The following is a 26,476-nucleotide window of genomic DNA, read 5'->3' on the forward strand; positions in this document are numbered from 1 at the left end:
GCGATACTGCGCCGTTCATCGTCGTAGGTCGGGCAAGTCCTTGTCCAGCCGCATTCCACAGGTGTTGTGCAAGTGCAACATCATCGATCTTGCGCGAACGCCGGACAAAAGGGATGGGCGGCCCCGGATTGGAACCGGGGGGCGGTCATCCGCGAGGATGGGGGTATGACCGCCCAGATTCTCGATGGCAAGGCCACCGCAGCCGCGATCAAGTCCGATCTGACCGCCCGCGTGGCGGCGCTGAAGGACAAGGGCATCACGCCCGGCCTCGGCACGATCCTGGTCGGGGACGACCCCGGCAGTCGTAAGTACGTCGCGGGCAAGCATCGCGACAGCGAGCAGGTCGGCATCGTCTCCATCCAGCGCGAGCTGCCGGCAACGGCGACGCAGGAGGAGATCGAGGCGGTCGTCCGCGAGCTGAACGAGGACCCCGCCTGCACCGGCTACATCGTCCAGCTGCCGCTGCCCAGGGGCATCGACGAGAACCGCGTCCTCGAGCTGATGGACCCCGCCAAGGATGTCGACGGCCTGCACCCGATGAACCTCGGCCGCCTGGTCCTGGGCGAGCCCGCCCCGCTGCCCTGCACCCCCAACGGCATCCTGACCCTGCTGCGCCGCTACGGCGTGGAGATCAAGGGCGCCGAGGTCGTGGTCGTCGGCCGTGGCGTGACCATCGGCCGGCCGATGCCGCTGCTGCTCACCCGGCGCAGCGAGAACGCCACCGTGACCCAGTGCCACACCGGCACTCGCGACCTGTCGGCCCACCTGAAGCGCGCGGACATCATCATCGCGGCCGCCGGTTCCGCCCATCTGATCCGGGCCGAGGACGTCAAGCCGGGCGCCGCCGTTCTCGACGTGGGCGTCTCCCGCAACGCCGAGGGCAAGATCGTCGGCGATGTCCACCCCGACGTCGCCGAGGTGGCCGGCTGGATCTCCCCGAACCCGGGCGGCGTGGGTCCGATGACCCGCGCGCTTCTGCTCGTCAACGTGGTCGAGGCGGCGGAGCGCAGTGTCGACTGAGGACACCACCCAGACGAACGAGGAGCGGACCGAGTCCGACACCATGGCCGCGACCGGTGACGCCGGACACCCGAAGCGGGACACGCGCCGCTTCCCCCTGTTCACCAAGGACACCGCACGGCCCGAGGGCGGCGGCCGGGCCGCGCCCGGTGACGCCCCGGCGCCCGCCCGGCAGTGGCCGATGCTCGTCGTCCTGTCGGCGGTCGCCCTCGGCCTGCTGCTGACGGCGCTCGACGTGTTCCGCTTCGGGATGCTGCTGATCGGCGCCGCCCTGCTGGCCGGTGCCGTCATGCGCTGGATACTGCCCGGCGTCGGCATGCTCGCCGTGCGCTCCCGGTTCACGGACATCGCCACGTACGGCGTCCTCGGCCTGGCTATCGTGCTGCTCGCGATGATGGCCCAGCCCAGGCCGTGGCTGGAGATCCCGTTCATCCAGGACACGCTGCACTTCACGATGAACCAGTAGCGCGCCGGGCCGTGGCGCCCGGCGCGACGGCGGCCCATCCCCTCCCCCGAGCAAGGACGGGCCGCCGCCGCACCTCCACCCTCGCCTGCCGTGAACGGCCTGTTCAACGCCTGTCTGTGCGCTGTGGCACGGAAGTGACCGTTCCGCTACGGTGTCCGGTCCCTGCCACAGAACGGGGCGTCCACGGGCGTCCACCCCTCTCCCGCCGGCCCCGCTGTGGCCGTCGGGTGCCCTGAAACCCCCTGTGACGTGCGAGGTCACGGCTTCGCATCCACTGTGTCGATGTCTCGACAGCTTCACGGACAGGCCAGGAGGGACCCGTACAAACGGGCTAACGTGTCCAATCGGTACGGCCCGGTGGACCGCGGAGCGGTCGGCGTGCAACGGTGCATGCCCACGGGCCCTTTGCTCCCGTGCGCCCCCACCCGGGGAACTGTGCCCCTTAGCGGGCGCATCCCCGTGGGTAGCCAGAACGGGGACTGGCTCAGGGGACGCCGCGCGGGGAGCACACGGGGAAGGCGCGGAGAACGAAAAAGCACCGACCGGGGGGAAAGAGGGGGGACCGATGCCTCGTTGGAAGGACTTGCCGGATGAACTCGATCCGCAGGTCAGGGAGTTCACCAGTCAACTGCGGCGGCTCGTGGACCGCAGCGGGCTGAACATTGCGGCGCTGGCCGACCGCACGGGCTACAGCAAGACGTCCTGGGAGCGATACCTGGGCGGCCGGCTCCTCGCGCCCAAGGGCGCGATCGTCGCGCTCGCCGAGGTCACCGGCACCAATCCGATCCATCTGACCACGATGTGGGAGCTCGCCGAACGGGCCTGGAGCCGTTCGGAGATGCGCCACGACATGACCATGGAGGCGATCCGGATCTCCCAGGCGCGCGCCGCGCTCGGGGAGTTCGGCGGACCTCCGGCGGGCACGGGCGGCAGTACGACGACCCGCAAGGGCGGCGGCAGCGCCACCGCGACACCGGGGATCGCGGGTCCGTCGGGCGTGTCGCCGACGATCCCGCCGCAGCCGACGGGGGCCGACGCGGACGCACGGGACAACGGGGGGCGCGGCTCGGGCTCCGGCACCAACTCCTGGGGGGCGGCCGGACGCCAGGGCCCGTCACCGGCCGGAACGCCCTCACAGGCGTCGCCGGCAGCACCGTCGTCGCCGTCCTCGCCGTCGGCGGCCGGTGGCCCCGGCTGGACTCCAGGGACTCCGAACCCGTACGGCGAACCGCCGCAGGGGCCGGGTGCGCGGCCCGGTGGCTCCGCTGGCAGGGGGGCGGGCCGGCGGCGGCTCACGATGTTCCTCGCGGGCGTCGTCGGTGTGCTCGTCGTCATCGGTGCCGTCTTTTTCTTCACCGGCAACGGCGGCGACAAGAAGAACGAGGGCAAGGCCAAGTCGCCGTCCCCGTCCGCGACCACCAACCCCGACCTTCCCGTCGGCGTCAAGTGCGCCGGCGCGGGCTGCACCGGCAAGGACGCCGAGGCCATGGGATGCAGCGGCAACCTGGTGACCACCGCCAAGACCGCCACCGTCGGCACGACCACCGTCCAGGTCCGCTACAGCAAGACCTGCGGCGCGGCGTGGGGCCGCATCACAGGGGCCGCGCAGGGCGACGAGGTCCGGGTCAGCGCGGGCGGCACGAGCCACACCGGTGACATCACGACCGCCGGGGACACCATCGCGTACACCCCGATGGTGGCGGTGAAGGACGCGACCGAGGCGAAGGCGTGCGCGGTGCTGGCGTCGGGCCGGACGGGGTGCACGAACTAAGAATCGGAGATGTTGAAGGGGGCCGTAAAGAATCACACGGCTCCGCAGGCATGGCCGCCGCGATCGCGGGCACGCGAACCGTACCCCCACGGGAGTCCGGTTTCGGTGCCCCCGAGCGGCGGCCGCCCTGTTTTTCCTCTCCCGGACGGGCGGCCGCCCCCCTTTCGGGGCTCTGTGGGACGGGGCCACACGGACCCGGACGTCCCGGATTCCCGGATGCGCGATAGCCTGACCGCTGGATCTCTCTTGACGCCAAGAGATCGATCATCCGTACCCGTGATCGATCATCGCGGCGGGCGCCGGTCACAGGCCGGAGCGGGGATCCCGTACCCCCGGGGCAGCGACGCCCCACCGCCAGCTGTCATACGGAGAACGCCATGACCCGCACTCCCGTGAACGTCACCGTCACCGGCGCTGCCGGCCAGATCGGTTACGCCCTGCTCTTCCGCATCGCCTCCGGCCAGCTCCTCGGCGCGGACGTGCCGGTCAAGCTGCGCCTCCTGGAGATCACCCCGGCGCTCAAGGCCGCCGAGGGCACGGCCATGGAGCTGGACGACTGCGCGTTCCCGCTCCTGCAGGGCATCGACATCACGGACGACCCGAACGTCGCCTTCGACGGCACCAACGTCGCCCTCCTCGTGGGCGCCCGCCCGCGCACCAAGGGCATGGAGCGCGGTGACCTCCTCGAGGCCAACGGCGGCATCTTCAAGCCGCAGGGCAAGGCCATCAACGACCACGCCGCGGACGACATCAAGGTCCTCGTCGTCGGCAACCCGGCCAACACCAACGCCCTGATCGCCCAGGCCGCCGCGCCGGACGTACCGGCCGAGCGCTTCACCGCGATGACCCGCCTCGACCACAACCGCGCGCTGACCCAGCTCGCGAAGAAGACGGGCTCGACGGTCGCCGACATCAAGCGTCTGACCATCTGGGGCAACCACTCCGCGACCCAGTACCCGGACATCTTCCACGCCACGGTCGGCGGCAAGAACGCCGCCGAGGTCGTGAACGACGAGAAGTGGCTGGCCGAGGACTTCATTCCGACCGTCGCCAAGCGCGGCGCCGCGATCATCGAGGCCCGGGGCGCGTCCTCGGCCGCCTCCGCCGCCAACGCCGCCATCGACCACGTCCACACCTGGGTCAACGGCACCGCCGACGGCGACTGGACCTCCATGGGCATCCCGTCGGACGGTTCCTACGGCGTTCCGGAGGGCCTGATCTCCTCCTTCCCGGTCACCACCAAGGACGGCCGGTACGAGATCGTCCAGGGCCTCGACATCAACGAGTTCTCCCGCGCCCGCATCGACGCCTCGGTGCAGGAGTTGGCGGAGGAGCGCGACGCGGTCCGCGGCCTCGGCCTCATCTGATCCACTCGGGTCACCCTCTCTGATCCACTCGGGCCCCGTTCCGGTTCTCCTCCGGAACGGGGCCCGAGCCCGTTTGCGGGACGCCGACCCGGACCATGCCCTGCGCCTCCAGCGCCCGAGCCATTTCGGTATTGCGGTTTCGGCGGTCCCCCTCGTCACAGTATGGTGATGGCCCGTCAAGTCTTGGCTTGGCAAGGGCTCTTACACGCATCGGGGGATCGGCGTGAGCACCGCGTACGTGCCGCAGCAACCGAGTCCGACGCCGCCCGCGGGGGCACCACCGGCACCACCGACTCCGCCCTACGCCAGCGAGGCGACCCGGCTGCTGTGCGCGGGCGCCTATCTGGATCCCGCTTACCGCGACCGGATCATCGAGGAACTCCACCTCAACGAGCAGCGGATCGTGGCGCCCTCGCTCGGCTTCGACGCCGCCCGGGTCCTCGCCCATGCTCTGCGCGCCCGACGGCAGGAACTGCTGTGGGCCGGGGCGGTCTTCTGCCTGTGGCTGGTCGGGCTGCCGCTCAGCGGAGGCCTGCTGGTCCTGTTGCTGTGGCCGAGCGTGGCGCTCGCGATCGCGCCCTGGATCCGAGGCCGTGCCGAACAGCCGCCCCTGTACCGCGTGATCCTCGCCTTCCTCGCACGTTGGTGGGGTCGCGTGACCTTCGCGGGGCTGCTGATCTTCACCGTCGTCGCCGCGTTCAGCGGGGGCTTCGACAGCGACTCCTCGTCCGGTTCGTACGACCCCTACTCCGATTACGGCGGCTCCTCCGCCTCGGACAGCCTCGCCGACTTCCTGTTGCCGGGCTCCAAGGCGTGGCAGGCCTGGGCCACGATCGTCGTGCTCGTGCTCATCGGGCTGTGCGTGCACGCCCAGCGCAGCCAGTTCAGCCGGGCGCTCGGCGCCGAACTCTCCCCGCAGCGCTTCCCGGACGCCGCGGGCGACCCCGCGGAGCAGGCGGAGAACCAGCGGTTCCAGCGGCTGAAGCAGCGAATCCGGCTCGAACAGCACGCTCCGCTGATCCTCTACAACGAGGCTCGTCCGTTCTGCGGGGCCGGAGCGGCGTACGACACCTGGGTGCTCGCCGTCGAACTGCGGCCGGACGAGCGGGAGGAACTGCAGCCGCTCAGCAACCGCACGATTCTCGAGAAGATCCGGCCACTGCTCGAACAGCTGCGGATTCCCGCCGAGTTCGCGGGTCCCGCCGTACGCGACCGGCTGCGCTGGCTGGAGATCGACGAGTGTGTGTTCCTGCCGGCCGAGGGACTGCTCGGGCGGGACCAGGCGCCGTACACCTCGCAGGCGTTCGAGGAGCACCGGGCACGGGCGGTCGAGGAGGGCGCCGAGAAGCGGCGGCACTTCCTGCGCATCCGAGTCGGCGGCTGGGAGGAGGAGCTGGTCGTGACGGTCTTCGTGCGCGTCCACACCCAGGGCCGGATGCTGATGCTGGAGGTCGCGCCGCACGTGCTGACGCCCGTGCGCGAGGACTTCAAGGACACCGACCGCAACGCTCACCGGTTCCGCAACAACAACGTCCTCGGCAAGGCCGCCGGTGCCGCGGTCCTGGTGCCGGGCTCCCTGGGCCGCTCGCTGGCCCAGCTCGGCCGGGGCCTGGTGTACGTGTGGCGGCTGCTGACCGGCGGCTACGCGGGTGCGCTGCCCGACGGCCCCGCCGTGTCGGTGCGCGAACTGGGTGCGGTGCCCGCCGGATCGCTCTTCCAGGAGATGGATGCGGCCCGTTACCTCAAGAGCGTGCAGGACCGCGTGGCGAACGGGGTGCGGTCGGCGCTGGCCGACTCGGGCTACGAGACCGGCGAGTTCGTACAGAAGATCGTGAACATCAGCAGCGGAGACGTGAACATCGGCCGCGTCGAGGGCAGCACCTTCGCCGTCGGCAGCCACGCCTCCGCCACCACCGTCTCGGACGGCACCGCGCCGAAGAAGGGAACCGACAGCCGTGGCCAGTGACGAGCCCAACATCAGCTTCGGTGACGTGTCGAACAGCACCTTTGCCGTCGGCAGCCACGCGCACGCCGAGAGCCACCACCAGAACGCCGGGGGCACACAGCGCGACGAGGCCACGGAGGAACTGCTCAGAGCGGTTCGCGAGCTGCGTGCCGACCTGCGGCAGCGGGTACGGCCCACCGAGCAGACGGGCGCGTTGGACGAGGCGCTCGCCCGGACCGAGGACGAGATCACCCGCACCGGGCAGGCCGGCCCGACTCGCCGGGAGCGCCTGCGTGAGCTGCTCACCGACTCCCAGGCCCTGCTGAACGTCCTCGCCTCGGCGGGCGCCGTGGCGGGCCTGCTCGGAATGTGAGAGGGCCTCGATGACCGGGGGACAGCGGTACTGGAACGAGGACGCCCAACGCTGGGAGGACGGCGCCGAGCCGCGTCCCGCGGCCACGCCGATGTCGCCGCCACCGGCTCGGCCGGACTTCGCGCCCAGGGTGGTTGACGGGCCGGTAACGGCGGTTGACGGTCCGGGCACCGATGGCGATGTCGCCTGGCACGCTCCGGTCGCCGTCGGCAGCACCGTGGCGGACGGGAGCGTGGCCGGCGTCTGGCCGCCGTCCGAGCCTGTCGTCGCCGGTCCTGGAGGCCGGTCCTCGTCCGGGCTGGACCGACGGCGCGTGTGGTCGGTCGTCGTCGGTGCCGCCGTCGTCGGAGTGGCCGTGAGCCTGGTGCTGACCCTGGTCGTCGGCAAGGGGGACGGCACCCCGGACGACCGGACCGCCGCGGAGAGCGCCTCGGCGTCTCCGTCGCGCTCGGAGCAGCCGACCCCGTCACCCACCGACACGGCCCCGCCGTCCCCGTCGGCCACCGAACCCCCTGTCGGTTACGAGGCGTACGACGACGAGGAAGGCTTCCGGATCGCGCTGCCCGAGGGATGGAAACGCAGCGCGTTCGAGTCCTCGTACGGCGTCGCCGTCGTCAACTACCGAAGCCCGGACAAGGAACACCGGCTCCAGGTCTACCCGGTGTCCGAGGAGTCCCCGGACGCGTCCTTCGAGCTGTACCTGTCCGATCGGACCGGCAAGCCGCGCGGCTTCCAGAAGCTCGCCCTGCAGAACCTCGACGACGCGGAGTTCACCGGCTCGCGACTGGAGTACCTGGCCGACTCCCTCAAGGGCGAGCCCGACGTGGGCACCTGGCACGTCTACGACGAGCGCTTCGTCGCGGCCGACGGCAGGATCTACGCCCTCGCCGCGTACGGCCCCGAATCCGACGGCCGCGACGACGAACTCGAGGTCCTCACCACGGCGCTGGACTGGTTCTGCCCGCCCTACACGACCTGCGACGCGGATCCGTCACTGGACTGACCGCGCGTGCCGCTCGTCCATGAACGGCAGTCTTCCTTTCCGTGACCGGTGGTCCTTGTGAGGTGCACCGCACTCAGGTGCATCGTTTCGTGTCGTATGTCCGTATCCGTAGTGGCGCGGCGCACTTTCGGTCACCGATCGCGCATGCAATCCGGAGCCCGGGGCAGGCGGTCACGGTCCCCGAGAGTGACAGGTGTGTGACACAGGGGCGCTGAACAGGAACGGAAGGCAATACCGATCATGGCGGACACCACGGAACGACAGTCGCGGGCGACGGATCACGCGACGATTCACGCGGGAGGGGAGTGGCGCGAAGCCGTCTCCGGCGCGACGCGCGACATTCTCGACCCCGCGGACGCCCGGCCGTTCGCCGTGGTCGCGGAGGGTGACGAGAAGGACGCGGAGCTTGCGGTGGCCGCCGCCCGGCGCGCCTTCGACGCCGGGGACTGGCCCCGCACCCCCGTCACGGAGCGTGCCGCCCTGCTGCGCCGGGTTGCCGACCTGCTCGTCCGCGACCGCGAGACGCTCGGCCTCCTGGAGAGCCGGGACGCGGGCAAGACCGTCGCAGAGGGCCGCGTCGACATCGACTGCGTCGCCGACGCCTTCCGCTACTTCGCCGACCTCGTCGCCGCGGAGGCTCCCGGCCGGGTCGTCGACGCGGGCACGCCCGACGTCCACAGCGTCGTCGTCCACGAGCCCGTCGGCGTCTGCGCGCTCATCACCCCCTGGAACTACCCCCTGCTCCAGGCCAGTTGGAAGATTGCCCCCGCGCTCGCCGCCGGCAACACCTTCGTGATCAAGCCCAGCGAGATCACCCCGCTGACGACGATCGCGCTGATAGACCTCCTCGCCGAGGCTGGGCTCCCCGCCGGTGTCGCGGGCATCGTCACCGGCCCGGGTCACACCGTCGGCGCCCGGCTCGCCGAGCACCCCGACGTCGACCTGGTCTCCTTCACCGGCGGTCTGATCAGCGGCACCAAGGTCGCCCGGGCCGCCGCCCCGACCGTCAAGAAGGTCGCCCTCGAACTCGGCGGCAAGAACCCCAACATCGTCTTCGCCGACGCCTGCGCCACCGACGAGGGCTTCGACACCGCCGTCGACCAGGCCCTCAACGCGGCCTTCATCCACAGCGGCCAGGTCTGCTCGGCCGGCGCCCGCCTCATCGTCGAGGAGCCGCTCCGCGAGCGCTTCGTCGCCGAACTCGCCCGCCGGGCAAGCCGGATCCGCCTCGGCCGCGGCACCGAGCAGGGCGTCGAGTGCGGTCCCCTCGTCTCCGAACAGCAGCGCGCCAAGGTCGAGTCGTACGTCGCCTCGGCCCTCGCCGAGGGCGCGGTGCTGCGCTCCGGCGGCAAGCGGCCGGAGCCGTCCCCGGAGCGGCCCGCGTCCGGCTACTTCTACGAGCCGACCGTCCTCGACCAGTGCCACCGCGAGATGAAGGTCGTCCGGGAGGAGGTCTTCGGACCGGTCCTCACCGTCGAGACCTTCCGCACCGAGGACGAGGCGGTGTTCCTCGCCAACGACACCGAGTACGGCCTCGCCGGCGCCGTCTGGACCGCCGACCCGGGCCGTGCCCGGCGCGTCGCGGCCCGGCTGCGCCACGGCACCGTCTGGATCAACGACTTCCACCCCTACCTGCCGCAGGCGGAGTGGGGCGGCTTCGGCAAGAGCGGCGTGGGCCGTGAACTCGGGCCTGCCGGGCTCGCCGAGTACCGCGAGACCAAGCACGTCTACCAGAACCTGGCGCCCAAGCCGGTCCGCTGGTTCGCGGGCTGACCCCACTCCGCTTCCTCACCGACTTCCTGGAGCAACACCCCTATGCCCTACACCCCCCACACCTACGACTACGTCGTCATCGGCGGCGGCACCGCCGGCTCCGTCATCGCCTCCCGCCTCACCGAGAACCCCGACGTCACCGTCGCCGTCATCGAGGGCGGCCCCAGCGACGTCGGCCGCGACGACGTTCTCACGCTGCGCCGCTGGATGGGCCTGCTCGGCGGCGAACTGGACTACGACTACCCGACCACCGAACAGCCGCGCGGCAACTCGCACATCCGGCACAGCCGCGCCCGTGTCCTCGGCGGCTGCTCCTCGCACAACACCCTGATCGCCTTCAAGCCGCTGCCGTCCGACTGGGACGAGTGGGAGGCGGCAGGGGCCGCGGGCTGGGGTACGGTGCCGATGGAGGCGTACTACGCCCGGCTCCTCAACAACATCGTCCCGGTCGACGAGAAGGACCGGAACGCCATCGCCCGCGACTTCGTCGACGCCGCGCAGGAAGCCCTGGGCGTGCCCCGCGTCGAGGGCTTCAACCGCAAGCCCATCACCGACGGCGTCGGCTTCTTCGACCTCGCCTACCACCCCGAGAACAACAAGCGGTCCTCGGCCTCGGTGGCGTACCTGCACCCGGTGATGGACGAGCGCCCCAACCTCACGATCCTCCTGGAGACTTGGGCGTACAAGCTGGAGCTGAACGGCACGCGGGCCGAGGGCGCGCACGTCCGCACGAAGGACGGCGAGGAGTTGCTGATACGGGCCCGGGGCGAGGTCGTCCTGTGCGCGGGCGCCGTCGACTCCCCGCGCCTGCTCCTCCACTCGGGCGTCGGCCCCCGCAAGGACCTCGAGGCGCTCGGCATCCCGGTCGCGCACGACCTGCCCGGCGTCGGCGAGAACCTGCTCGACCACCCCGAGTCGGTGATCGTCTGGGAGACCCACGGCCCCATCCCGGAGAATTCCGCGATGGACTCCGACGCGGGTCTGTTCGTCCGCCGCGACCCCGAACACGCGGGCCCGGACCTGATGTTCCACTTCTACCAGATCCCCTTCACGGACAATCCGGAGCGCCTCGGCTACGAGCGCCCGGAGTTCGGAGTCTCGATGACCCCGAACATCCCCAAGCCGAAGTCCCGCGGCCGCCTCTACCTGACCAGCGCCGACCCGTCCGTGAAGCCCGCCCTCGACTTCCGGTACTTCACCGACGAGGACGACTACGACGGCCGCACCCTCGTCGACGGCATCCGCATCGCCCGCGAGATCGCGAAGACCCAGCCGCTGGCGGGCTGGCTCAAGCGCGAGGTGTGCCCCGGCCCGGAGATCCTCGGCGACGCCGAGCTGAGCGAGTACGCGCGCAAGGTCGCCCACACCGTCTACCACCCGGCCGGCACCTGCCGCATGGGCGCCGACGACGACGAACAGGCGGTCGTGGATCCCGAGTTGAGGATCCGGGGCCTCGACGGCATCCGGATCGCCGACGCGTCCGTCTTCCCGACCATGCCCGCCGTGAACCCGATGATCGGGGTGCTGATGGTCGGTGAGAGGGCCGTGGACCTGATCGGAGGTGGTGCGCGATGAGTACCACCGCTACCCCCGTTTTTTCGGTCCAGGGCCTGTGGAAGGTCTTCGGCACGAAGGCCGACCGCATCCCCACGGACCCCGAGCTGGCCGGCCTCGAGCCCGCCGAACTCCGTACCCGCACCGGCTGCACGGCCGCCGTCCGGGACGTCTCCTTCGACGTCCGCAAGGGCGAGGTCTTCGTCGTGATGGGCCTGTCGGGCTCCGGCAAATCGACCCTGGTCCGCTGTCTCACCCGGCTGATCGAACCGACCGCGGGCAGCATCGCCATCGACGGCGAGGACGTGCGCGCGATGGACCGCGCCCGGCTGCGCCAACTGCGCCGCCACCGCGCCGCGATGGTCTTCCAGCACTTCGGTCTGCTCCCGCACCGCACGGTCCTCGACAACGTGGCGTACGGCCTGGAGATCCAGGGCGTCGGCAAGGCCGAACGCCGTGACCGGGCCGCCGCCATCGTCGCCAAGGTCGGCCTGGAGGGCATGGAGAAGCGCCGGCCCAGCCAGCTGTCCGGCGGCCAGCGCCAGCGCGTCGGCCTGGCCCGCGCCCTGGCCGCCGACCCCGAAGTCCTGCTCTTCGACGAGCCGTTCAGCGCGCTCGACCCGCTGATCCGGCGCGACATGCAGGACGAGGTGGTCCGCCTGCACCGCGAGGAGGGCCGCACGATGGTCTTCATCACCCACGACCTGAGCGAGGCGCTGAAACTCGGCGACCGCATCGCCCTCATGCGCGACGGCCGCGTGGTCCAGCTCGGCACCCCGGAGGAGATCGTCGGCAGCCCGGCCGACGACTACGCCCGCGAGTTCGTCCGCGACGTCCCCCGCGAACAGGTCCTGACGGTCCGCACGGCGATGCGCCCCGCATCCCCGGAGGAGACGGCCAGCGGCCCGGCGATCGCCCCGGACGCGACGGTGTCGGAGGCGATAGAAGCGGTGGCGAGAGCCGGCGCCCCGGCCCGGGTGATGACCCAGGGCAAGTGCGTCGGCGTGGTCGACTCGGAGGCCCTGCTCGGCGTCGTCGCTGGTACGGCATCAGCTGCGGGCAGTCGTGCCGCTGGGGCGGCGCCCGTCCCACAGACAGCGGCACCCCGCAAGCGTGGGCAAGCGCCCCGACCCCTGGGCACCAGCGAGGGGCAGGCCTGATGGCAACAGTCACCGCCCCCACCCCCCGCCTCGCACTCCCCGCGCTCCTCAAGCACCGAGCCACCCACAAGCTCCTGCTCCTGGCCCTCGCCGCCGCGATCCTCGTCCCCCTCGCCAACGCCCACTGGGCAAGCGGCACATGGCCCCACGCCCTCACCGTCGACCTCACCAAACCGCTGACCAGCGCCAGCGACTGGGTCATGGACAACCGCGACACCCACCCCCTGTTCCTCTACTTCTTCGGCTACATCAGCAACGCCGTCGTCCTCTCCGTACGCCTCGTCTACCTCGCCCTCCTCGCCGCAGGCTGGCCCGGCGTCACCGCCCTCACCGCCCTCGTGGCCTGGCGCGTGGCCGGTGTCCGCCTCGCCCTGGGCACGGCCGCCGCGTTCCTGGCCTGCGGCCTGCTCGGCATGTGGGTGCCGACGATGCAGACCCTCGCGCTGATGGTGGTCGCCGTACTGGCATCCGTCGTCGTAGGCGTCGTACTCGGTCTCGCCGCCGGACTCTCCGACCGCCTCGACCGCGCCCTGCGCCCGGTCCTGGACACCATGCAGGTGCTCCCGGCGTTCGCGTACCTCCTCCCCGTCGTCCTGGTCTTCGGCATCGGCGTCCCCGCCGCCGTTCTCGCCACCGTCGTGTACGCCGCCCCGCCCATGGCCCGTCTCACCGCCCTCGGTCTGCGCGGTGCCGACCCCGAGGTCCTGGAGGCCGTGGAGTCGCTGGGCGCGACCGCCCGCCAGCGCCTGCTGACCGCCCGCATCCCGCTGGCCCGCAAGGAACTCCTCCTCGGCCTCAACCAGGCGATCATGATGGCGCTGTCGATGGCCGTCATCGCGTCGGTCATAGGCGCCGGCGGCCTCGGCGACCGGGTCTACCAGGCGCTCGCCTCCGTCGACGTGGGCGCGGCCCTCGCCGCCGGCATCCCGATCGTGCTCCTTGCCGTCGTACTGGACCGGGTGACCGCAGCGGCGGGAGAGGGGCACGGCCGAAGCGCTCCGGTCCAGTGGGCCTACGCGGCCGTCGCCACCGTGGCCGCGGCCCTGGCGGCCCGACTCCTCGGCCACCTCGACTGGCCCGCCTCCTGGACCCTGAACATCGCCGAGCCGGTCAACCGCGCCGTCGACTGGATGACCGCCCACCTCTACTCCGGCGTGCCCTACGTCGGCGGCACCGCGGACTGGGCGGGCCACTTCACCACCTGGATCCTGGACCCCGTCCGCGACGGTCTGCAGTGGCTGCCCTGGTGGTCGGTCCTGCTGATCGTGGCCACCCTCGCCTGGCTGATCGGCACCTGGCGCACCGCCCTGACCGCCGTCCTCGCGATGGCCGCGATCGGCGTGCTCGGCGTCTGGGAACCCTCCCTCGACACGCTGTCCCAGGTCCTCGCCGCCGTCGCCGTGACCCTCGTCCTCGGCTTCGCGACCGGTATCGCGGCCGCCCGCAGCGACCGCTTCGAACGGGCGCTGCGCCCCTTCCTGGATGTCTTCCAGACGATGCCGCAGTTCGTGTACCTGATCCCGGTCGTCGCCCTGTTCGGCGTCGGCCGCGCCCCCGCCGTAGCCGCCGCCGTCGTCTACGCGCTCCCCGCTGTCGTACGCATCACCGCCCAGGGTCTGCGCCAGGTCGACCCGGCCGCCCTGGAGTCGGCCCGCTCGCTCGGCGCGACCGGACGCCAGCAGCTGTGGCAGGTCCAACTGCCGCTCGCCCGCAGGTCGTTGCTGCTCGCCGTCAACCAAGGTGTGGTCCTGGTCCTCGCCGTCGTCATCATCGGCGGCCTGGTCGGCGGCGGTGCCCTCGGCTACAACGTGACTTTCGGCCTCGCCCAGGGCGACCTCGCGACCGGTCTGGTGGCCGGTGCCGCGATTGTCTGCCTCGGCCTCGTCCTCGACCGGGTGACCCAGCCGACGCAACGCCGCGCGAAGAAGGGAGCGTGACATGCGGCTTCGTACGACATCTGTGGTGGCCGGCGTGTCCGGACTCGTGTTGCTCACCGGCTGCGGCGCCGCCGACATGACCAAGCAGGCCTCGCCCTTCGCCAACGCCCGGGGCGCGAAGACCGTCACCCTCTCCGTGCAGTCCTGGGTGGGCGCGCAGTCCAACGTGGCCGTAGCCCAGTACCTCCTGGAACACAAGCTCGGCTACCGCGTCGACTCCGTCCAGGTCGACGAGATCCCCGCGTGGGACGCGCTGAGCCAGGGCCGCGTCGACGCCATCCTGGAGGACTGGGGCCACCCGGACCAGGAGAAGAGGTACGTCGACGACAAGGGCACCATCGCCCGCGCCGGCGACCTCGGGGTGACCGGGCACATCGGCTGGTACGTCCCGACGTACCTGGTCGAGCAGCACCCGGACATCACCGACTGGAAGAACCTCAACAAGTACGCCTCGCTCTTCCGCACCGCGGAGAGCGGCGGCAAGGGCCAGCTGATGGACGGCTCCCCGTCCTACGTCACCAACGACAAGGCGCTGGTGAACAACCTGAAGCTGGACTACCAGGTCGTCTTCGCCGGTTCGGAGGCCGCCCAGATCACCCAGATCAAACAGTTCGCCAAGGAGAAGAAGCCCTTCCTGACGTACTGGTACTCCCCCCAGTGGCTGTTCAACAAGGTCCCCATGACGGAGGTGAAGCTGCCCTCTTACAAGGAGGGCTGCGACGCCGACGCGGCGAAGGTCGCCTGCGCCTATCCGCACACCCCGCTGCAGAAGTACCTCAACGCGGACTTCTCGAAGAGCGGTGGCAAGGCGGCCGCCTTCCTGAAGAAGTTCCGGTGGACCACCGAGGACCAGAACGAGGTGTCCCTGATGATCGCCGACCAGAAGCTGACCCCGGCCGAGGCGGCGAAGAAGTGGGTGGACAGCCACGAGTCCACCTGGAAGCCGTGGCTGTCCTGAACCCCGTTACGGCAGCAGCCCGTCGGCGATCTCCCGGGGGGGCGTGGCGGCCCGCCGTTGGAGCCCCGGGCCGAACGTGACGCGATGGCCCCGAGTTCACCGAGCACGGCGGGCGGCCTCCACGAACACCCGGGCACCGGCCGCGTCCCAGGGGTCGAGCAGGACGAGGGCATCGCCCTGAGCGCGCCGCCGGTGCGGGGAGCGTAAGACGCCCACCTTGCTCACGGTCACGCGTACTGCCCCGGCTGGTAGTGGCCCGGCGTCATACGGGTTGTCACCCCGAACCGGTTCCACGCGTTGATCGCCGTGATCGCGGCGATCAGCTGTGCCAGCTCGGCCTCCTCGAAGAACTTCGCGGCCTTCTCGTACACCTCGTCCGGCACGAAGCCGTCGGTCAAGACGGTCACGGCTTCGGTCAGCTCGATCGCCGCGAGCTCCTTCTCCGTGTAGAAGTGCCGCGATTCCTCCCACGCGCTCAGCTGCACGACCCGCTCCACGCTCTCGCCGGCCGCGAGGGCGTCCTTGGTGTGCATGTCGAGGCAGAAGGCGCAGTGGTTGATCTGCGAGGCGCGGATCTTCACCAGCTCGTACAGCTTGGGGTCCAGGCCCTTCTTGGCCGCGGTCTCCAGGCGGATCATCGCCTTGTAGACCTCTGGGGCGTGCTCGGCCCACTGCAGACGGGGGGCGGTTTCGGGGGCGTACTGAACGTTTTCCTGTGCGGTCATGTCTTCGACCCTAGGAGTCAGGCAGCCCAGGAGTATGGTCCATTTCCATGGGGAAATCCTGGGCCACTTTGGGTGTCGACCTGCTCCTGGAGCCGGCCGGTTCGGGCGGCCTGCGCCGGGGGCTGACCGACGCGCTGCGAGACGCCGTCCGCACCGGCCGCCTCGCCCCCGGCACCCCCCTTCCCTCCTCCCGCACCCTCGCCACCGACCTCGGCATCGCCCGCAACACCGTCGCGGACGCCTACGCCGACCTGGTCGCAGAGGGCTGGCTCACGGCCCGCCAGGGCTCGGGTACGCGGGTGGCCGAACGTGCGGCTGAGCGTACGGTCGTCCCGTCGGCGAGCATTGCCACCGCACCCCGCCGCCGCGAACCCGACCGGCCCATCCACAACCTCATCCCCGGCACCCCCGACCTCGCCGCCTTCCCGCGCGCCGAGTGGCTCAAGGCCGCCCGCCGGGCCCTCACCGCCGCCCCCTCCCACGCCCTCGGCTACGGCGACCCCCGCGGCCGCCCCGAACTGCGCACCGCCCTCGCCGACTACCTCTCCCGCGCCCGCGGCGTACGCGCCGCCCCCGACTCCGTCCTGATCTGCGCAGGCTTCTCGCAGGGCCTGCAGATCCTCGGCCAGGTGCTACGGTCCCGGGGCGCCCACACCGTCGCAGTCGAGTCGTACGGCCTCGACGCCCACTGGAAGCTGCTGACCGACGCCGGACTGGTCACGCACCCGCTGCCGTACGACGAACTGGCGACCGACACCCGCACGTTGTTCGACGCCGGCGCGGTGCTGCTCACCCCGGCCCACCAGTTCCCGATGGGCATGCCCCTGCACCCCGACCGGCGATCCGCCGCCGTGGACTGGGCACGGCGCACCGGCGGGCTCGTCCTGGAGGACGACTACGACGGCGAGTTCCGCTACGACCGCCAGCCGGTCGGCGCGCTCCAGGGACTCGACCCGGACCACGTGGTCTACCTGGGCACGGCGAGCAAGTCGCTGGCGCCCGGCCTGCGGCTGGGCTGGATGGTGCTGCCACCGGCGCTGATGGAGGAGTGCGTGGCGGCCAAGGGGCGCGTCGACACCTGCGGGGTGCTGGACCAGTTGACCCTGACGGAGTTCCTGACCTCCGGCGCGTACGACCGCCATGTGCGCTCCGCCCGGCTGCGCTACCGGCGCCGCCGGGACGCCCTGGTCACGGCCCTCGCCGCCCGCGCCCCCGACGTCCAGGTCACTGGTATCGCGGCAGGGCTGCACGCCGTGCTGCGGCTTCCCCCAGGCAGCGAACAGTCGGTGGTCCAGGCGGCGGCGTGGCAGGGCCTGGCCCTGCACGGCCTCTCCGCGCTCCGCCACGAGCACGCTGTGACGGAACCGGTGGACGCCCTGGTCGTCGGCTACGGCACCCCACCGGACCACGCATGGGCGGCGGCACTGGAGGCGTTGTGCCGGGTGCTGCCGTGACAGGGGCGGGGGGCAGCACTGGGGGACGGGCGAGGGGCAGCGGTGAGGGACGGGGCTGTGGGTGACGGCGGGTTCGGCACCGCCGGCCATCGCGGCGGTGGTTGCTCGCCGTGGCGGCGGTTTTGAGAAGGCGGAGGGGGCGAGGTGCGGATGTGTCCGAGAGGGCGGATGGCTTGACGGGGTGGTGGTTTCGGGAGCGCGTTGGGATGGAGGGCGGGGCGTGATCGGGGAGCGTTGGTTTGGACGGGTCGGCGGGATTGGGGGAGCGGCGGTTCGGAGGGGACGGCGGGTTCGGGTGCGAGGGAAGGTGGTGGGTTCGAGGGTGCGGTGTGGCAGTGACGTGGGACGGCGGCCTGTGTTCAACGCTGCGGCGGAGGCTGTGGCGGCGCCGACGCCGGCGCCGTCGCGCGGTGTGGCAGTGACACAGAACGGCGCACCGCGGTCAACGCTGCGGCGCCGTCGGATCCGTGACCGGTGCCTCTCCGAAGCGCGCGAGTGCCAGTGCTCCTGCCACCGCCACCGCGAAGCCCAGGATTGCCAGCCAGGTCAGGCCCTCCCGGGTGCGGTCGCCTAGCCACACCACGCCCACCGCCGCCGGGCCGATCGTCTCGCCGAGCACCATCCCGGCCGTGGCCGTCGTCACCGAGCCGCGCTGCAGCGCTGACGTCAGCAGCAGGAACGCGGCACCACCGCCGATGAGCAGCGCGTACGTCGCCGGATTCGTGAGCAACGACTTCGGCGACACGTCATCGATCAACCGCACCGCCACCTCCACCACCCCGAACCCGAACCCGGCCCCCAGCCCCAGCAGCAACGCCCGCCCGCGCCCCGCCAACCGCCCACCGGCCGCGCCGATGAGCAGCACCCCGAAAGCCGCGCCCAGCATCGCGTACTTCAGCGCCGCCGACCCGCCCTTGTCGCCCTCCGTCCCGGACGCCAGCCCCAGCATCGCCAGCCCCAGGCACACCACCCCCACGGCGCCCCACTCCATCCGGCTGAGTCGCACCCGCAGCAGCCGTGAGGCGACCACGGCGGTCACCGCGAGGCTGGACGCGAGGGCCGCGCCGACCGTGTAGATGGGAATCGACCGCAGCGCCGCGATCTGCAACAGGAACCCGACCCCGTCCAGCGCCAGCCCGGCCAGATACCGCCACTGCCTGAGCGCGCGCAGCAACAGCGCCGTGTCTCCGCCCCCACCCGAGCCCGCCGCCCGCGCGGCCATCGCCTGCAACACCGTCGCCGTACCGAAGCAGAGCGCGGCGCCCAGGGCGCACACCATTCCAAAGAGCACAAAGTGACTCTAGGGGAGCGGAAAAACCGGGGCCGCCTCCCCCTGCGCTCTCACCGATCTCTAGGCTGTCCGGAAGTCGTTCATGAGAAGTCGATCACGGGGGAACGCGAAATGGCGAACGCACGCCGACAACTACGCTCCGGAACCGTCGTCCTCGGCGGCATGGGCCTCCTCGCGGCCGCGCTCACCGCCTGCTCCTCCGACCCCGACAAGCGCTGCGTCGACCGGGACAGCTACAACCTCACCAAGGGCTACAAGGTCGTCTCCGACACGAACTGCAAGTCCACCAAGACATCGGCCAACGGCGCCTGGTACTACGGCGGCAAGAAGAAGGGCGGCTGGGTCGGCGGCGGCTCCTTCACCAAGCCCGGCAAGGGTTCGCGCGGTTCCTCGAGCGACGACGACAGCCACCACAGCGGAGTCCATCGCGGCGGCTTCGGCAGCGGCAAGGGCAGCTCCGGCGGCTGACCGGCAGACGCACCATGGAACGCCGCACGATCGAACCCCGCCCCGGCTGGCAGCAGACCGTCGAGGAACACGGCCTGATCTACCCGCTCACCCGCCACCCCGACAACTCGTTGCGCCCCTACTGGGACGAGAGCGCGTACTACGCCTTCACCCTCGACGAGGTCGAGGCCCTGGAGGAGGTCGTCGAGGAACTGCACCGCATGTGCCTGGCAGCCGCCGAACACATCGTCACCGAGGGCCGCTTCGCCGACCTCGGCATCACCGACCCGCGCGTCGCACAGGCCGTCGCCGAGGCCTGGCACCGCCGCACCGAACTCCCCTCCGTCTACGGCCGCTTCGATCTCCGCTACGACGGCACGGGCCCGGCGAAACTCCTCGAGTACAACGCCGACACCCCCACCTCCCTCGTCGAGGCTGCCTCACCTCAGTGGTTCTGGATGGAGGACCGCTTCCCGGGCGCCGACCAGTGGAACTCCCTCCACGACCGCCTCGTCGCCGCCTGGAAGAAGCAGTCCACGCTCCTCCCGCCCGGCAGCCCCCTGTACTTCGCGCACTCCGCCGACGACGAACTCGGCGAGGACCTCATGACGGTCGCCTATCTCAAGGAGACCGCCGAACAGGCCGGCCTGGACACCGACTGGATCTCCATGGAGGAGATCGGCTGGGACCCCCTCTCCGGCCGCTTCGTCGACAACCACCTCCGTTTCATCCGCAGTTGCTTCAAGCTCTATCCCTGGGAGTGGCTCACCACAGACCGCTTCGCCGGCCACGTCCTCGACACCCTCGACAACGGCGGCGGCACCGGCAGCACCCTGTGGATCGAACCCGCATGGAAGATGCTCCTCAGCAACAAGGCCCTCCTGGCGATCCTCTGGGAGCTGTACCCCGGCCACCCCAACCTCCTGCCCTCCTACCTGGACGGCCCCCACGACCTGGCGACGACCACCGGCTACGTCGCCAAACCCCTCCTGGGCCGGGAGGGCGCCGGTGTCACCGTCCACAACCCCGGCCCGCCACCCGTCATCCGTGACGAACCCTGCTGCTACCAGCAGTTGGCCCCCCTCCCCGCCTTCGACGGCAACCACGTCGTCCTCGGCGCCTGGGTCGTCGAGGACGAGTCCGCGGGCCTCGGCATCCGCGAGTCGTCGGGCCTGATCACGGACGAGTACGCCCGCTTCCTGCCCCACGTGATCCTTTAGACGCCCAGCACCCCTCGCAGCTGGTCGAGCCCCCAGTCCAGATCCTCCTTGCTGATGACGAGGGGCGGCGCGATCCGGATCGTGGACCTGTGCGTGTCCTTCACCAGGACACCCCGGTCCATCAGCCGCTCCGACACCTGCCGCCCCGTACCGACCGCCGGGGCGACGTCCACCCCCGCCCACAGCCCCCGCCCGCGCACCGCCGTCACCTTCCCGGTGCCGAGCAGCGCCCTCAGGTCTCGGTGCAGATGCTCGCCCAGCTCCGCCGACCGCGCCTGGTACTCACCCGAGCGCAGCATCGCGATCACCTCAAGCGCCACCGCACAGGCCAGTGGGTTCCCGCCGAACGTCGACCCGTGCTCACCCGGCCGGAACACCCCGAGCACCTCCGTGCTCGACACCACCGCCGACACCGGCACGATCCCGCCGCCCAGCGCCTTACCCAGCACATACACATCCGGTACGACCCCCTCGTGCTCGCACGCGAAGGTCCGCCCGGTCCGCCCCAGCCCCGACTGGATCTCGTCCGCCATGAACAGCACGTCCCGCTCCCGGGTCAGCTCCCGCACCGCCGGCAGATAACCCGCCGGCGGCACGACCACTCCCGCCTCGCCCTGGATCGGCTCGAGCAGCACCGCGACCGTGTTCTCGGTCAGCGCGGCCCGCATCGCGGTCAGATCCCCGTACGGCACGATCTCGAAGCCCGGCGTGTACGGCCCGAAGTCCGCCCGCGCCTCCGGGTCCGTGGAGAAGCTGATCACCGTCGTCGTACGGCCGTGGAAGTTGCCCCCGGCGACCACGATCTTCGCCATCTCCCCAGGTACCCGCTTCACCCGGTACCCCCACTTCCGCGCCGTCTTCACCGCGGTCTCCACCGCCTCGACGCCCGTGTTCATCGGCAGCACCATCTCCATGCCGCACAGCTCGGCCAGCTGCTCGCAGAACGCGGCGAACCGGTCGTGGTGGAACGCCCTCGAGGCCAGCGTCACCCGGTCCAGCTGCGCCTTTGCCGCCGCCACCAGCCGCCGATGGCCGTGCCCGAAGTTCAGCGCCGAGTACCCGGCCAGCAGATCGAGGTAGCGCCGCCCCTCGACATCCGTCATCCAGGCCCCGTCGGCAGTGGCCACGACCACCGGCAGCGGGTGGTAGTTGTGCGCACTGTGGGCGTCGGCGGCGGCGATGAGCGTCTCCGTAGCATTCACGGGATCTCCAGAGGGCCTGGGAGTGTCGAGGTCACCTCCCTTCTTATCTTCGCTCGCATGGTGGACGCGGGACCTGCGCGGTGCGACGCGCCCGGTAGGCTGACGAACGGGCCGTAACTGGCGTGCTGGGATGGGACCGACCATCGGGGAGCGGCCCGAGCGGGAAACAGTGCCGTGCGCCTGGGCCGAACCGAACATGCCGAAACGCCACGTCCGGAGGTCCCCGATGCCCGAGAATTCCGCACCCCTCTCCGACGAGTCCACGGCCTTCCGGGCCGCCCTCGACGTGATCCGCGCCGTCGAGCCGCGCGTCGCCGACGCCATCGGCCAGGAGGTCAGCGACCAGCGCGAGATGCTCAAGCTGATCGCCTCCGAGAACTACGCCTCCCCGGCCACCCTTCTCGCGATGGGCAACTGGTTCAGCGACAAGTACGCCGAGGGCACCATCGGCCGCCGCTTCTACGCCGGCTGTCGCAACGTCGACACCGTCGAGTCGATCGCCGCCGAGCACGCCAAGGAACTCTTCGGCGCCCGCCACGCCTACGTCCAGCCGCACTCCGGCATCGACGCCAACCTCGTCGCCTTCTGGGCCGTCCTCGCCCAGCGCGTCGAGGCCCCCGCCCTGGAGAAGGCCGGCGTCCGCCAGGTCAACGACCTCTCCGAGGCCGACTGGGCCGAACTCCGTCAGGCCTTCGGCAACCAGCGCATGCTCGGCATGTCCCTGGACGCCGGCGGCCACCTCACGCACGGCTTCCGCCCGAACATCTCCGGCAAGATGTTCGACCAGCGCTCCTACGGCACCGACCCGGCCACCGGCCTCATCGACTACGAGGCCCTGCGCGCCTCCGCCCGCGAGTTCAAGCCGCTCATCATCGTCGCCGGCTACTCCGCCTACCCCCGCCTCGTGAACTTCCGCATCATGCGCGAGATCGCCGACGAGGTCGGCGCCACGCTCATGGTCGACATGGCCCACTTCGCCGGTCTCGTCGCCGGCAAGGTCCTCACCGGCGACTTCGACCCGGTCCCGCACGCCCAGATCGTGACGACCACCACCCACAAGTCGCTGCGTGGCCCGCGCGGCGGCATGGTCCTGTGCGACGACTCCCTCAAGGACCAGGTCGACCGCGGCTGCCCCATGGTCCTCGGCGGCCCGCTCCCGCACGTCATGGCAGCCAAGGCCGTCGCCCTCGCCGAGGCTCGCCGGCCCTCCTTCCATGACTACGCCCAGCGCATCGTCGACAATTCCCGCGCCCTGGCCGAGGGTCTGATGCGCCGCGGCGCCACCTTGGTCACCGGCGGCACCGACAACCACCTCAACCTGATCGACGTCACCACCTCCTACGGCCTCACCGGCCGTCAGGCCGAGGCCGCTCTCCTCGAGTCCGGCATCGTCACCAACCGCAACGCCATCCCGGCCGACCCCAACGGCGCCTGGTACACCTCCGGCATCCGCATCGGCACGCCCGCCCTCACCACCCGCGGTCTGGGCACCGCCGAGATGGACGAGGTCGCCGGCCTCATCGACCGCGTCCTCACCAGCGCCGAGCCCGGCACCACCAGCAAGGGCACGCCCTCCAAGGCCCAGCACGTCCTGGACTCGAAGATCGCGGACGAGATCTCCCACCGGGCCACCGACCTGGTCGCCGGCTTCCCGCTCTACCCGGAGATCGACCTGGGCTGAGCAGCACACTCTATGGAGTTGTCAAGGAGCGGCGACTCTCACAGATCGATCAGCTCCTGCCGAGGTTCCTCCCGCGGCGGTCCGGCATGATGCCGGACCGCCGCGCGGCGTATCAGAAAACCGCCGCCGGCCCCCACGACCAGTCCGGGCACCGCCCACCACACACCGTCCGTCACCCGGCCCGACCGGGAGTCCGAGCCCTCAGCCGCGCTCCGTCCGAGCAGCCCCGTCCGATCCAGTTGCTGGAACACCGCCCTCGGTGCCCGATGCCAGCGGATGTCGTCGTCCACCACATCCGGTGAGGGATCCGACCGCACCCACGGAGTGCCGTCGGCCGCGACGAACAGCTGGTCCTGGCGCTCCATGGCGACGTCTCCGCCAGGCGCCCGGTGTGTCTGCGGCCAGCCCCCGACTCCCGTCAGCCCCCAGAGCACCGTGACCCGCACCGCCGGATACCGCTCGTCCGTCCAGGCCTGCGGCACCCGCTCCGTGCCCGCGTACGTCGGCTGCAGCAGCTGCCAGAGGCGAGCGAACTCGGTCTCACCGGAGCGGAGCGTCCGCGTCCGCCCGGTGTCGCCCGAGACGACCACCGCCAGGTCGGGCACATCACCGGCCGGCCCGGGTACGGCCGAGGCAGAGACCGGGACGCCGGCCAGGGCCAGCGCCGCCGACACCGGCACGAGACGGGCGAGCCATGACGCTGTGCGCGCCGCGTGTCTGTTCATCGGCACCTTCCGTCCACCTTCCTCGCCACGACGGGCCGCAGAACCAGCGCCAGCGCCGCTCCCGCCGCCGCGCCCGGTATCGCCCACCACCAGTCGGTGCCGTCGCCCTCGGTCCCGGTGCTGACCGAGGCGTAGGTGGTCGTCGGCTCCCCGGTCGCGGTGTCTCCCGGGCTGTCCGACTGCCAGGGCGCCGGGAAGATCCCGGTGTAGCCGTCTGCGTCACCGTTGCCCTTGCCCAGTACGCCCAACTTCTTGAGGAGAGCACGCAGTTGGGCGGGGTGTTCGGCGCGGTGCCAGTAACCGTTGGGTGTCTCGGGCACGTTGGCCGCGGTGTGGATCCAGACGGTGCGGGCACTGGCGTCGGCGGCGAAGACTCGGTCCAGCCGCCAGGGCGATATGTCGTGCGCCAGCCAGGTCACGTTGATCTGCCGGGCGTCGGCCTGCTCCATCTCCGGCGGCTTGTCGCGGCTGCCCGTGCCCTCTGGGCCCAAGAGCCCCTGCAACTGCCCGTACTCCTCGTCCGAGTAGTACAGCGCCGTCGCCTCCCCGCTCTGCGGCGAGGTCACCAGCACGCTCGTCGGGCCACCGGCCACCGCCGACGACGCGGCCCCTAGCAGGAAACCGAGCAGGACGATCAACACCCCGGTCACAGCCGTCAGTTCACGAAGCCTGCTTCCGAACATTCCCAACCCCCAACGGGACGAGACCCGTGCGGCCCGCCCGCGAGCCGCCTGTCACTTCTGGTACACCGCCCGGCCCGCCGGGGTTCCCACCCCTCGCGCACTAATTCGAGGATTCCTCCGGCGCCTTCTCGAGCGACTTCGCGATCTCCACCGCCCGGGCCCTGGACGCCACCCCCTCCAGCCGCAGCGTCGCCTCCCCGGCGGGTCCAGGGGTCCACAGCAGCGTCGGCCCTGCCGTCCGCACCTCGCGCGTATAGCGGTCCCCGTCCGCGTCCACCAGCCAGAAGTGCAGCAGATGCGGCTGCGGGAACCACAGCGCGAAGTCCGACACGGAGTCGTCGTACGCCGCCCCGCCCAGCCGTATCCACTCCGGCGCCTCACGCACCGTCTTGGTGAAGCCGACGTCCAGCCGCGCCGGGAACTCGTCGAGACGGATCGTGCGACCGTGCTCGCGCCAGCACAGGCTCACCAGAAAGCGCCCGTGCGGCTCATCGGTCACCGTCACAGCGTCCGGCACCCCCAGCGCGTCCGGCACCAGCGGCTCGAACCCGGCACGCTGCCTCGCCTGCGCCAGCGACACCGACCGCCCACAGCCGGGCACCTCGGCGCCGGGAGAGGGGACCGCCGACGGGTCGTACCGCACCTCGACCCCGCCGAAGCCGAACCAGTCGAAGACCGCGGCCCGCACCGGGGGAGTGAGCACGAGCACGGTGAGCAGGCCGCACAGCGTCGCCGTCAGCGACCGCCACCGCAGCCGCGTCCAGCGCCGGACCACGCGCAGCCGCCGACGTTCACCGGGCGGCTCGGCCGCCGGCACCGGCAGCTGCTCGGCCAGTATCTGCCCCAGTACCCGCTCGACCATCGTCTCGGAGCCGAACGCGCCGCCTGTGCCATCCACCCCTGGCGGATCCAGTGACCGGCCCAGCGCCCTCAGCTCCTCCGGCAGCCGTGAGGCAGCACCAGCCGGCGCACGCCCGCGACCACCCCGACCCGGCCCCGACCCACCGCTCCTACCGCGCGACCCCGGGCCACCGTCACCACCGCCACCACGGGCGCCCTCACCGTCGTACGACTCACTCACGCTCATCACCCCCTTCCCGAGGCTGGAAATCCGGCAGCAGGCGGCTCAGTTTTCGCAGGGCGCGGTTGAGCCGTGACTTCACGGTGCCGCGGGGCCAGCCCAGGGCCTGGGCGGTCTCGGGCTCGTCCATCTCCAGGAGATAGCGGTACGTGACGACCAGGCGGTGCTCCTCGCTGAGCTTCTCGAGGGCGGACTGAAGGGCCGTGCGGCGCTCCAGCTCGAGCGCCGCGACCGCCGGGTCCGCCGATTCCGGTATCAGCGGCTCGGCCTCCACGAACGCCGCCTCCCGGCCGGCGAGCGTGCGCTGGCGCGCCGCCGTACGCACTGTGTTCCTCGTCTCATTGGCGACGATCGACAGCAGCCACGGTCTGAACGCCGACCCGTCCCTGAACCGGCCCAGCGCGCAGTACGCCTTGACGAAGGCCTGCTGCACCACGTCCTCCGCGTCCGCACCCGCCCCGAGCGCCGCGGCCGCCCGCAGGGCGATGCCCGTGTGGGCCCGCACCAGCTCCGCGTACGCCTCCGGCTCTCCGGCGCGTACGCGAGCGATCACCGCGGCCTCATCGACGATGCGGCCCCCCTCCCGCGTCCTCACACTCTTGTTACACCGCTCGAGACGAATCGGTTCCCACCGGTTTCC

24 protein-coding genes, 1 pseudogene and 1 riboswitch are annotated in these 26,476 nt (G+C 71.3%); of the genes and pseudogenes, 16 read left to right on the top strand and 9 right to left on the bottom strand.

Features of this window, described 5'->3' with window-relative positions; all coding sequences use genetic code 11:
• Positions 1-165 precede the first annotated feature (165 nt).
• The 12 genes from ACFYXB_RS01965 (at position 166) to ACFYXB_RS02020 (ending at position 15,327) form a co-directional block, all read left to right on the top strand.
• A complete protein-coding gene (locus tag ACFYXB_RS01965; protein WP_389576800.1) occupies positions 166-1,020 on the top strand; it encodes a bifunctional methylenetetrahydrofolate dehydrogenase/methenyltetrahydrofolate cyclohydrolase in 855 nt (284 codons plus the stop codon).
• Positions 1,021-1,063: 43 nt separating this feature from the next.
• Positions 1,064-1,486 (top strand): DUF3017 domain-containing protein, encoded by a 423-nt coding sequence (locus ACFYXB_RS01970; protein WP_389577422.1) that lies wholly within the window; start codon positions 1,064-1,066, stop codon positions 1,484-1,486.
• A 565-nt stretch (positions 1,487-2,051) separates the two neighbouring features.
• Entirely contained in the window at positions 2,052-3,257 is a 1,206-nt protein-coding gene (locus tag ACFYXB_RS01975) for a DUF2690 domain-containing protein (protein WP_389576802.1), read from the top strand.
• Between the two features lie 377 nt (positions 3,258-3,634).
• Entirely contained in the window at positions 3,635-4,624 is a 990-nt protein-coding gene (locus tag ACFYXB_RS01980) for a malate dehydrogenase (protein ID WP_351346258.1), read from the top strand.
• 223 nt (positions 4,625-4,847) lie between these two features.
• Positions 4,848-6,590, top strand: coding sequence for a hypothetical protein (locus tag ACFYXB_RS01985; protein ID WP_389576804.1), 1,743 nt, complete (start codon positions 4,848-4,850; stop codon positions 6,588-6,590).
• Complete coding sequence (locus ACFYXB_RS01990) at positions 6,580-6,942, top strand: hypothetical protein (RefSeq protein ID WP_389576806.1); 363 nt, start codon at positions 6,580-6,582, stop codon at positions 6,940-6,942. The genes ACFYXB_RS01985 and ACFYXB_RS01990 overlap by 11 nt, the downstream gene beginning before the upstream one ends.
• Positions 6,943-6,952: 10 nt before the next feature.
• Positions 6,953-7,945 (top strand): hypothetical protein, encoded by a 993-nt coding sequence (locus ACFYXB_RS01995; protein WP_389576808.1) that lies wholly within the window; start codon positions 6,953-6,955, stop codon positions 7,943-7,945.
• A 240-nt stretch (positions 7,946-8,185) separates the two neighbouring features.
• On the top strand, positions 8,186-9,718 hold the full coding sequence (locus ACFYXB_RS02000) for an aldehyde dehydrogenase family protein (RefSeq protein ID WP_389576810.1): 1,533 nt from the start codon (positions 8,186-8,188) through the stop codon (positions 9,716-9,718).
• Between the two features lie 42 nt (positions 9,719-9,760).
• Positions 9,761-11,293, top strand: a complete 1,533-nt coding sequence (locus tag ACFYXB_RS02005; protein WP_389576812.1) for a GMC family oxidoreductase — start codon at positions 9,761-9,763, stop codon at positions 11,291-11,293.
• Positions 11,290-12,432, top strand: coding sequence for a glycine betaine/L-proline ABC transporter ATP-binding protein (locus ACFYXB_RS02010; protein ID WP_389576814.1), 1,143 nt, complete (start codon positions 11,290-11,292; stop codon positions 12,430-12,432). The genes ACFYXB_RS02005 and ACFYXB_RS02010 overlap by 4 nt, the downstream gene beginning before the upstream one ends.
• Positions 12,432-14,369 (top strand): ABC transporter permease, encoded by a 1,938-nt coding sequence (locus tag ACFYXB_RS02015; RefSeq protein ID WP_389576816.1) that lies wholly within the window; start codon positions 12,432-12,434, stop codon positions 14,367-14,369. Before ACFYXB_RS02010 ends, ACFYXB_RS02015 begins: the two co-directional genes overlap by 1 nt.
• Before the next feature lies 1 nt (position 14,370).
• Positions 14,371-15,327 (top strand): ABC transporter substrate-binding protein, encoded by a 957-nt coding sequence (locus ACFYXB_RS02020; protein ID WP_389576818.1) that lies wholly within the window; start codon positions 14,371-14,373, stop codon positions 15,325-15,327.
• Between the two features lie 6 nt (positions 15,328-15,333).
• Here the strand turns inward: ACFYXB_RS02020 and ACFYXB_RS02025 are convergent.
• The 3 genes and pseudogenes from ACFYXB_RS02025 to ACFYXB_RS02035 all read right to left on the bottom strand — a co-directional run.
• Positions 15,334-15,440, bottom strand: a pseudogene (locus tag ACFYXB_RS02025) (isocitrate lyase/phosphoenolpyruvate mutase family protein); the annotation flags it as partial.
• Positions 15,424-15,558: a hypothetical protein gene (locus ACFYXB_RS02030; RefSeq protein ID WP_389577464.1), complete on the bottom strand. Its 135-nt coding sequence runs from the start codon at positions 15,556-15,558 to the stop codon at positions 15,424-15,426. The pseudogene ACFYXB_RS02025 and the gene ACFYXB_RS02030, both read right to left, overlap by 17 nt.
• Positions 15,555-16,052 (bottom strand): carboxymuconolactone decarboxylase family protein, encoded by a 498-nt coding sequence (locus tag ACFYXB_RS02035; protein ID WP_389576820.1) that lies wholly within the window; start codon positions 16,050-16,052, stop codon positions 15,555-15,557. The genes ACFYXB_RS02030 and ACFYXB_RS02035 overlap by 4 nt, the downstream gene beginning before the upstream one ends.
• Positions 16,053-16,099: 47 nt before the next feature.
• Here ACFYXB_RS02035 and ACFYXB_RS02040 point away from each other — a divergent pair, with 47 nt between their 5' ends.
• Positions 16,100-17,506, top strand: a complete 1,407-nt coding sequence (locus ACFYXB_RS02040; protein WP_389576822.1) for a PLP-dependent aminotransferase family protein — start codon at positions 16,100-16,102, stop codon at positions 17,504-17,506.
• Positions 17,507-17,948: 442 nt separating this feature from the next.
• Here ACFYXB_RS02040 and ACFYXB_RS02045 read toward each other — a convergent pair whose 3' ends face one another.
• The gene (locus ACFYXB_RS02045; protein WP_389577424.1) at positions 17,949-18,785 is read right to left on the bottom strand and encodes a hypothetical protein; all 837 of its coding nucleotides are present in this window, start codon (positions 18,783-18,785) and stop codon (positions 17,949-17,951) included.
• 123 nt (positions 18,786-18,908) lie between these two features.
• On the opposite strand from ACFYXB_RS02045, the gene ACFYXB_RS02050 reads away from it, so the two are divergent.
• Both ACFYXB_RS02050 and ACFYXB_RS02055 read left to right on the top strand, forming a co-directional pair.
• Positions 18,909-19,265 carry a hypothetical protein gene (locus tag ACFYXB_RS02050; RefSeq protein ID WP_389576824.1) on the top strand — a complete coding sequence of 119 codons (357 nt, stop codon included), beginning with the start codon at positions 18,909-18,911 and terminating at the stop codon, positions 19,263-19,265.
• A 14-nt stretch (positions 19,266-19,279) separates the two neighbouring features.
• Positions 19,280-20,464, top strand: coding sequence for a glutathionylspermidine synthase family protein (locus ACFYXB_RS02055; protein ID WP_389576826.1), 1,185 nt, complete (start codon positions 19,280-19,282; stop codon positions 20,462-20,464).
• Here ACFYXB_RS02055 and rocD read toward each other — a convergent pair.
• Complete coding sequence (rocD, locus tag ACFYXB_RS02060) at positions 20,461-21,666, bottom strand: ornithine--oxo-acid transaminase (RefSeq protein WP_389576828.1); 1,206 nt, start codon at positions 21,664-21,666, stop codon at positions 20,461-20,463. The genes ACFYXB_RS02055 and rocD overlap by 4 nt on opposite strands.
• Before the next feature lie 103 nt (positions 21,667-21,769).
• A riboswitch (ZMP/ZTP riboswitch) is annotated at positions 21,770-21,859 on the top strand.
• Between the two features lie 33 nt (positions 21,860-21,892).
• Here rocD and ACFYXB_RS02065 point away from each other — a divergent pair.
• A complete protein-coding gene (locus ACFYXB_RS02065; RefSeq protein WP_351346285.1) occupies positions 21,893-23,347 on the top strand; it encodes a glycine hydroxymethyltransferase in 1,455 nt (484 codons plus the stop codon).
• Positions 23,348-23,385: 38 nt separating this feature from the next.
• Here ACFYXB_RS02065 and ACFYXB_RS02070 read toward each other — a convergent pair whose 3' ends face one another.
• The 4 genes from ACFYXB_RS02070 to ACFYXB_RS02085 all read right to left on the bottom strand — a co-directional run bounded on the left by ACFYXB_RS02070 (position 23,386) and on the right by ACFYXB_RS02085 (position 26,389).
• Entirely contained in the window at positions 23,386-24,072 is a 687-nt protein-coding gene (locus tag ACFYXB_RS02070) for a hypothetical protein (RefSeq protein ID WP_389576830.1), read from the bottom strand.
• Positions 24,069-24,722: a hypothetical protein gene (locus ACFYXB_RS02075; RefSeq protein ID WP_389576832.1), complete on the bottom strand. Its 654-nt coding sequence runs from the start codon at positions 24,720-24,722 to the stop codon at positions 24,069-24,071. The genes ACFYXB_RS02070 and ACFYXB_RS02075 overlap by 4 nt, the downstream gene beginning before the upstream one ends.
• A 133-nt stretch (positions 24,723-24,855) precedes the next feature.
• Entirely contained in the window at positions 24,856-25,842 is a 987-nt protein-coding gene (locus tag ACFYXB_RS02080; protein WP_389576834.1) for a hypothetical protein, read from the bottom strand.
• Positions 25,829-26,389 (bottom strand): RNA polymerase sigma factor, encoded by a 561-nt coding sequence (locus ACFYXB_RS02085; protein ID WP_389576836.1) that lies wholly within the window; start codon positions 26,387-26,389, stop codon positions 25,829-25,831. Before ACFYXB_RS02085 ends, ACFYXB_RS02080 begins: the two co-directional genes overlap by 14 nt.
• Between the last annotated feature and the right edge of the window lie 87 nt (positions 26,390-26,476).

The sequence above is a fragment of the Streptomyces sp. NPDC002619 genome, from assembly GCF_042889305.1.
Taxonomy (GTDB): Bacteria; Actinomycetota; Actinomycetes; order Streptomycetales; family Streptomycetaceae; genus Streptomyces.

Bases quoted from the DNA above. Each gene is read 5' to 3' on its own strand.
- ACFYXB_RS02040 (WP_389576822.1), top strand. From the start codon at position 16,100: ATGGGGAAATCCTGGGCCACTTTGGGTGTCGACCTGCTCCTGGAGCCG.
- ACFYXB_RS02045 (WP_389577424.1), bottom strand. From the start codon at position 18,785: ATGGTGTGCGCCCTGGGCGCCGCGCTCTGCTTCGGTACGGCGACGGTG.
- ACFYXB_RS02065 (WP_351346285.1), top strand. From the start codon at position 21,893: ATGCCCGAGAATTCCGCACCCCTCTCCGACGAGTCCACGGCCTTCCGG.
- ACFYXB_RS02020 (WP_389576818.1), top strand. From the start codon at position 14,371: ATGCGGCTTCGTACGACATCTGTGGTGGCCGGCGTGTCCGGACTCGTG.
- ACFYXB_RS02035 (WP_389576820.1), bottom strand. From the start codon at position 16,052: ATGACCGCACAGGAAAACGTTCAGTACGCCCCCGAAACCGCCCCCCGT.
- ACFYXB_RS01980 (WP_351346258.1), top strand. From the start codon at position 3,635: ATGACCCGCACTCCCGTGAACGTCACCGTCACCGGCGCTGCCGGCCAG.
- ACFYXB_RS02050 (WP_389576824.1), top strand. From the start codon at position 18,909: ATGGCGAACGCACGCCGACAACTACGCTCCGGAACCGTCGTCCTCGGC.
- ACFYXB_RS02010 (WP_389576814.1), top strand. From the start codon at position 11,290: ATGAGTACCACCGCTACCCCCGTTTTTTCGGTCCAGGGCCTGTGGAAG.
- ACFYXB_RS02055 (WP_389576826.1), top strand. From the start codon at position 19,280: ATGGAACGCCGCACGATCGAACCCCGCCCCGGCTGGCAGCAGACCGTC.
- ACFYXB_RS02080 (WP_389576834.1), bottom strand. From the start codon at position 25,842: ATGAGCGTGAGTGAGTCGTACGACGGTGAGGGCGCCCGTGGTGGCGGT.
- ACFYXB_RS02070 (WP_389576830.1), bottom strand. From the start codon at position 24,072: ATGAACAGACACGCGGCGCGCACAGCGTCATGGCTCGCCCGTCTCGTG.
- ACFYXB_RS01995 (WP_389576808.1), top strand. From the start codon at position 6,953: ATGACCGGGGGACAGCGGTACTGGAACGAGGACGCCCAACGCTGGGAG.
- ACFYXB_RS02015 (WP_389576816.1), top strand. From the start codon at position 12,432: ATGGCAACAGTCACCGCCCCCACCCCCCGCCTCGCACTCCCCGCGCTC.
- ACFYXB_RS01975 (WP_389576802.1), top strand. From the start codon at position 2,052: ATGCCTCGTTGGAAGGACTTGCCGGATGAACTCGATCCGCAGGTCAGG.
- ACFYXB_RS01970 (WP_389577422.1), top strand. From the start codon at position 1,064: ATGGCCGCGACCGGTGACGCCGGACACCCGAAGCGGGACACGCGCCGC.
- ACFYXB_RS02005 (WP_389576812.1), top strand. From the start codon at position 9,761: ATGCCCTACACCCCCCACACCTACGACTACGTCGTCATCGGCGGCGGC.
- ACFYXB_RS01965 (WP_389576800.1), top strand. From the start codon at position 166: ATGACCGCCCAGATTCTCGATGGCAAGGCCACCGCAGCCGCGATCAAG.
- ACFYXB_RS02000 (WP_389576810.1), top strand. From the start codon at position 8,186: ATGGCGGACACCACGGAACGACAGTCGCGGGCGACGGATCACGCGACG.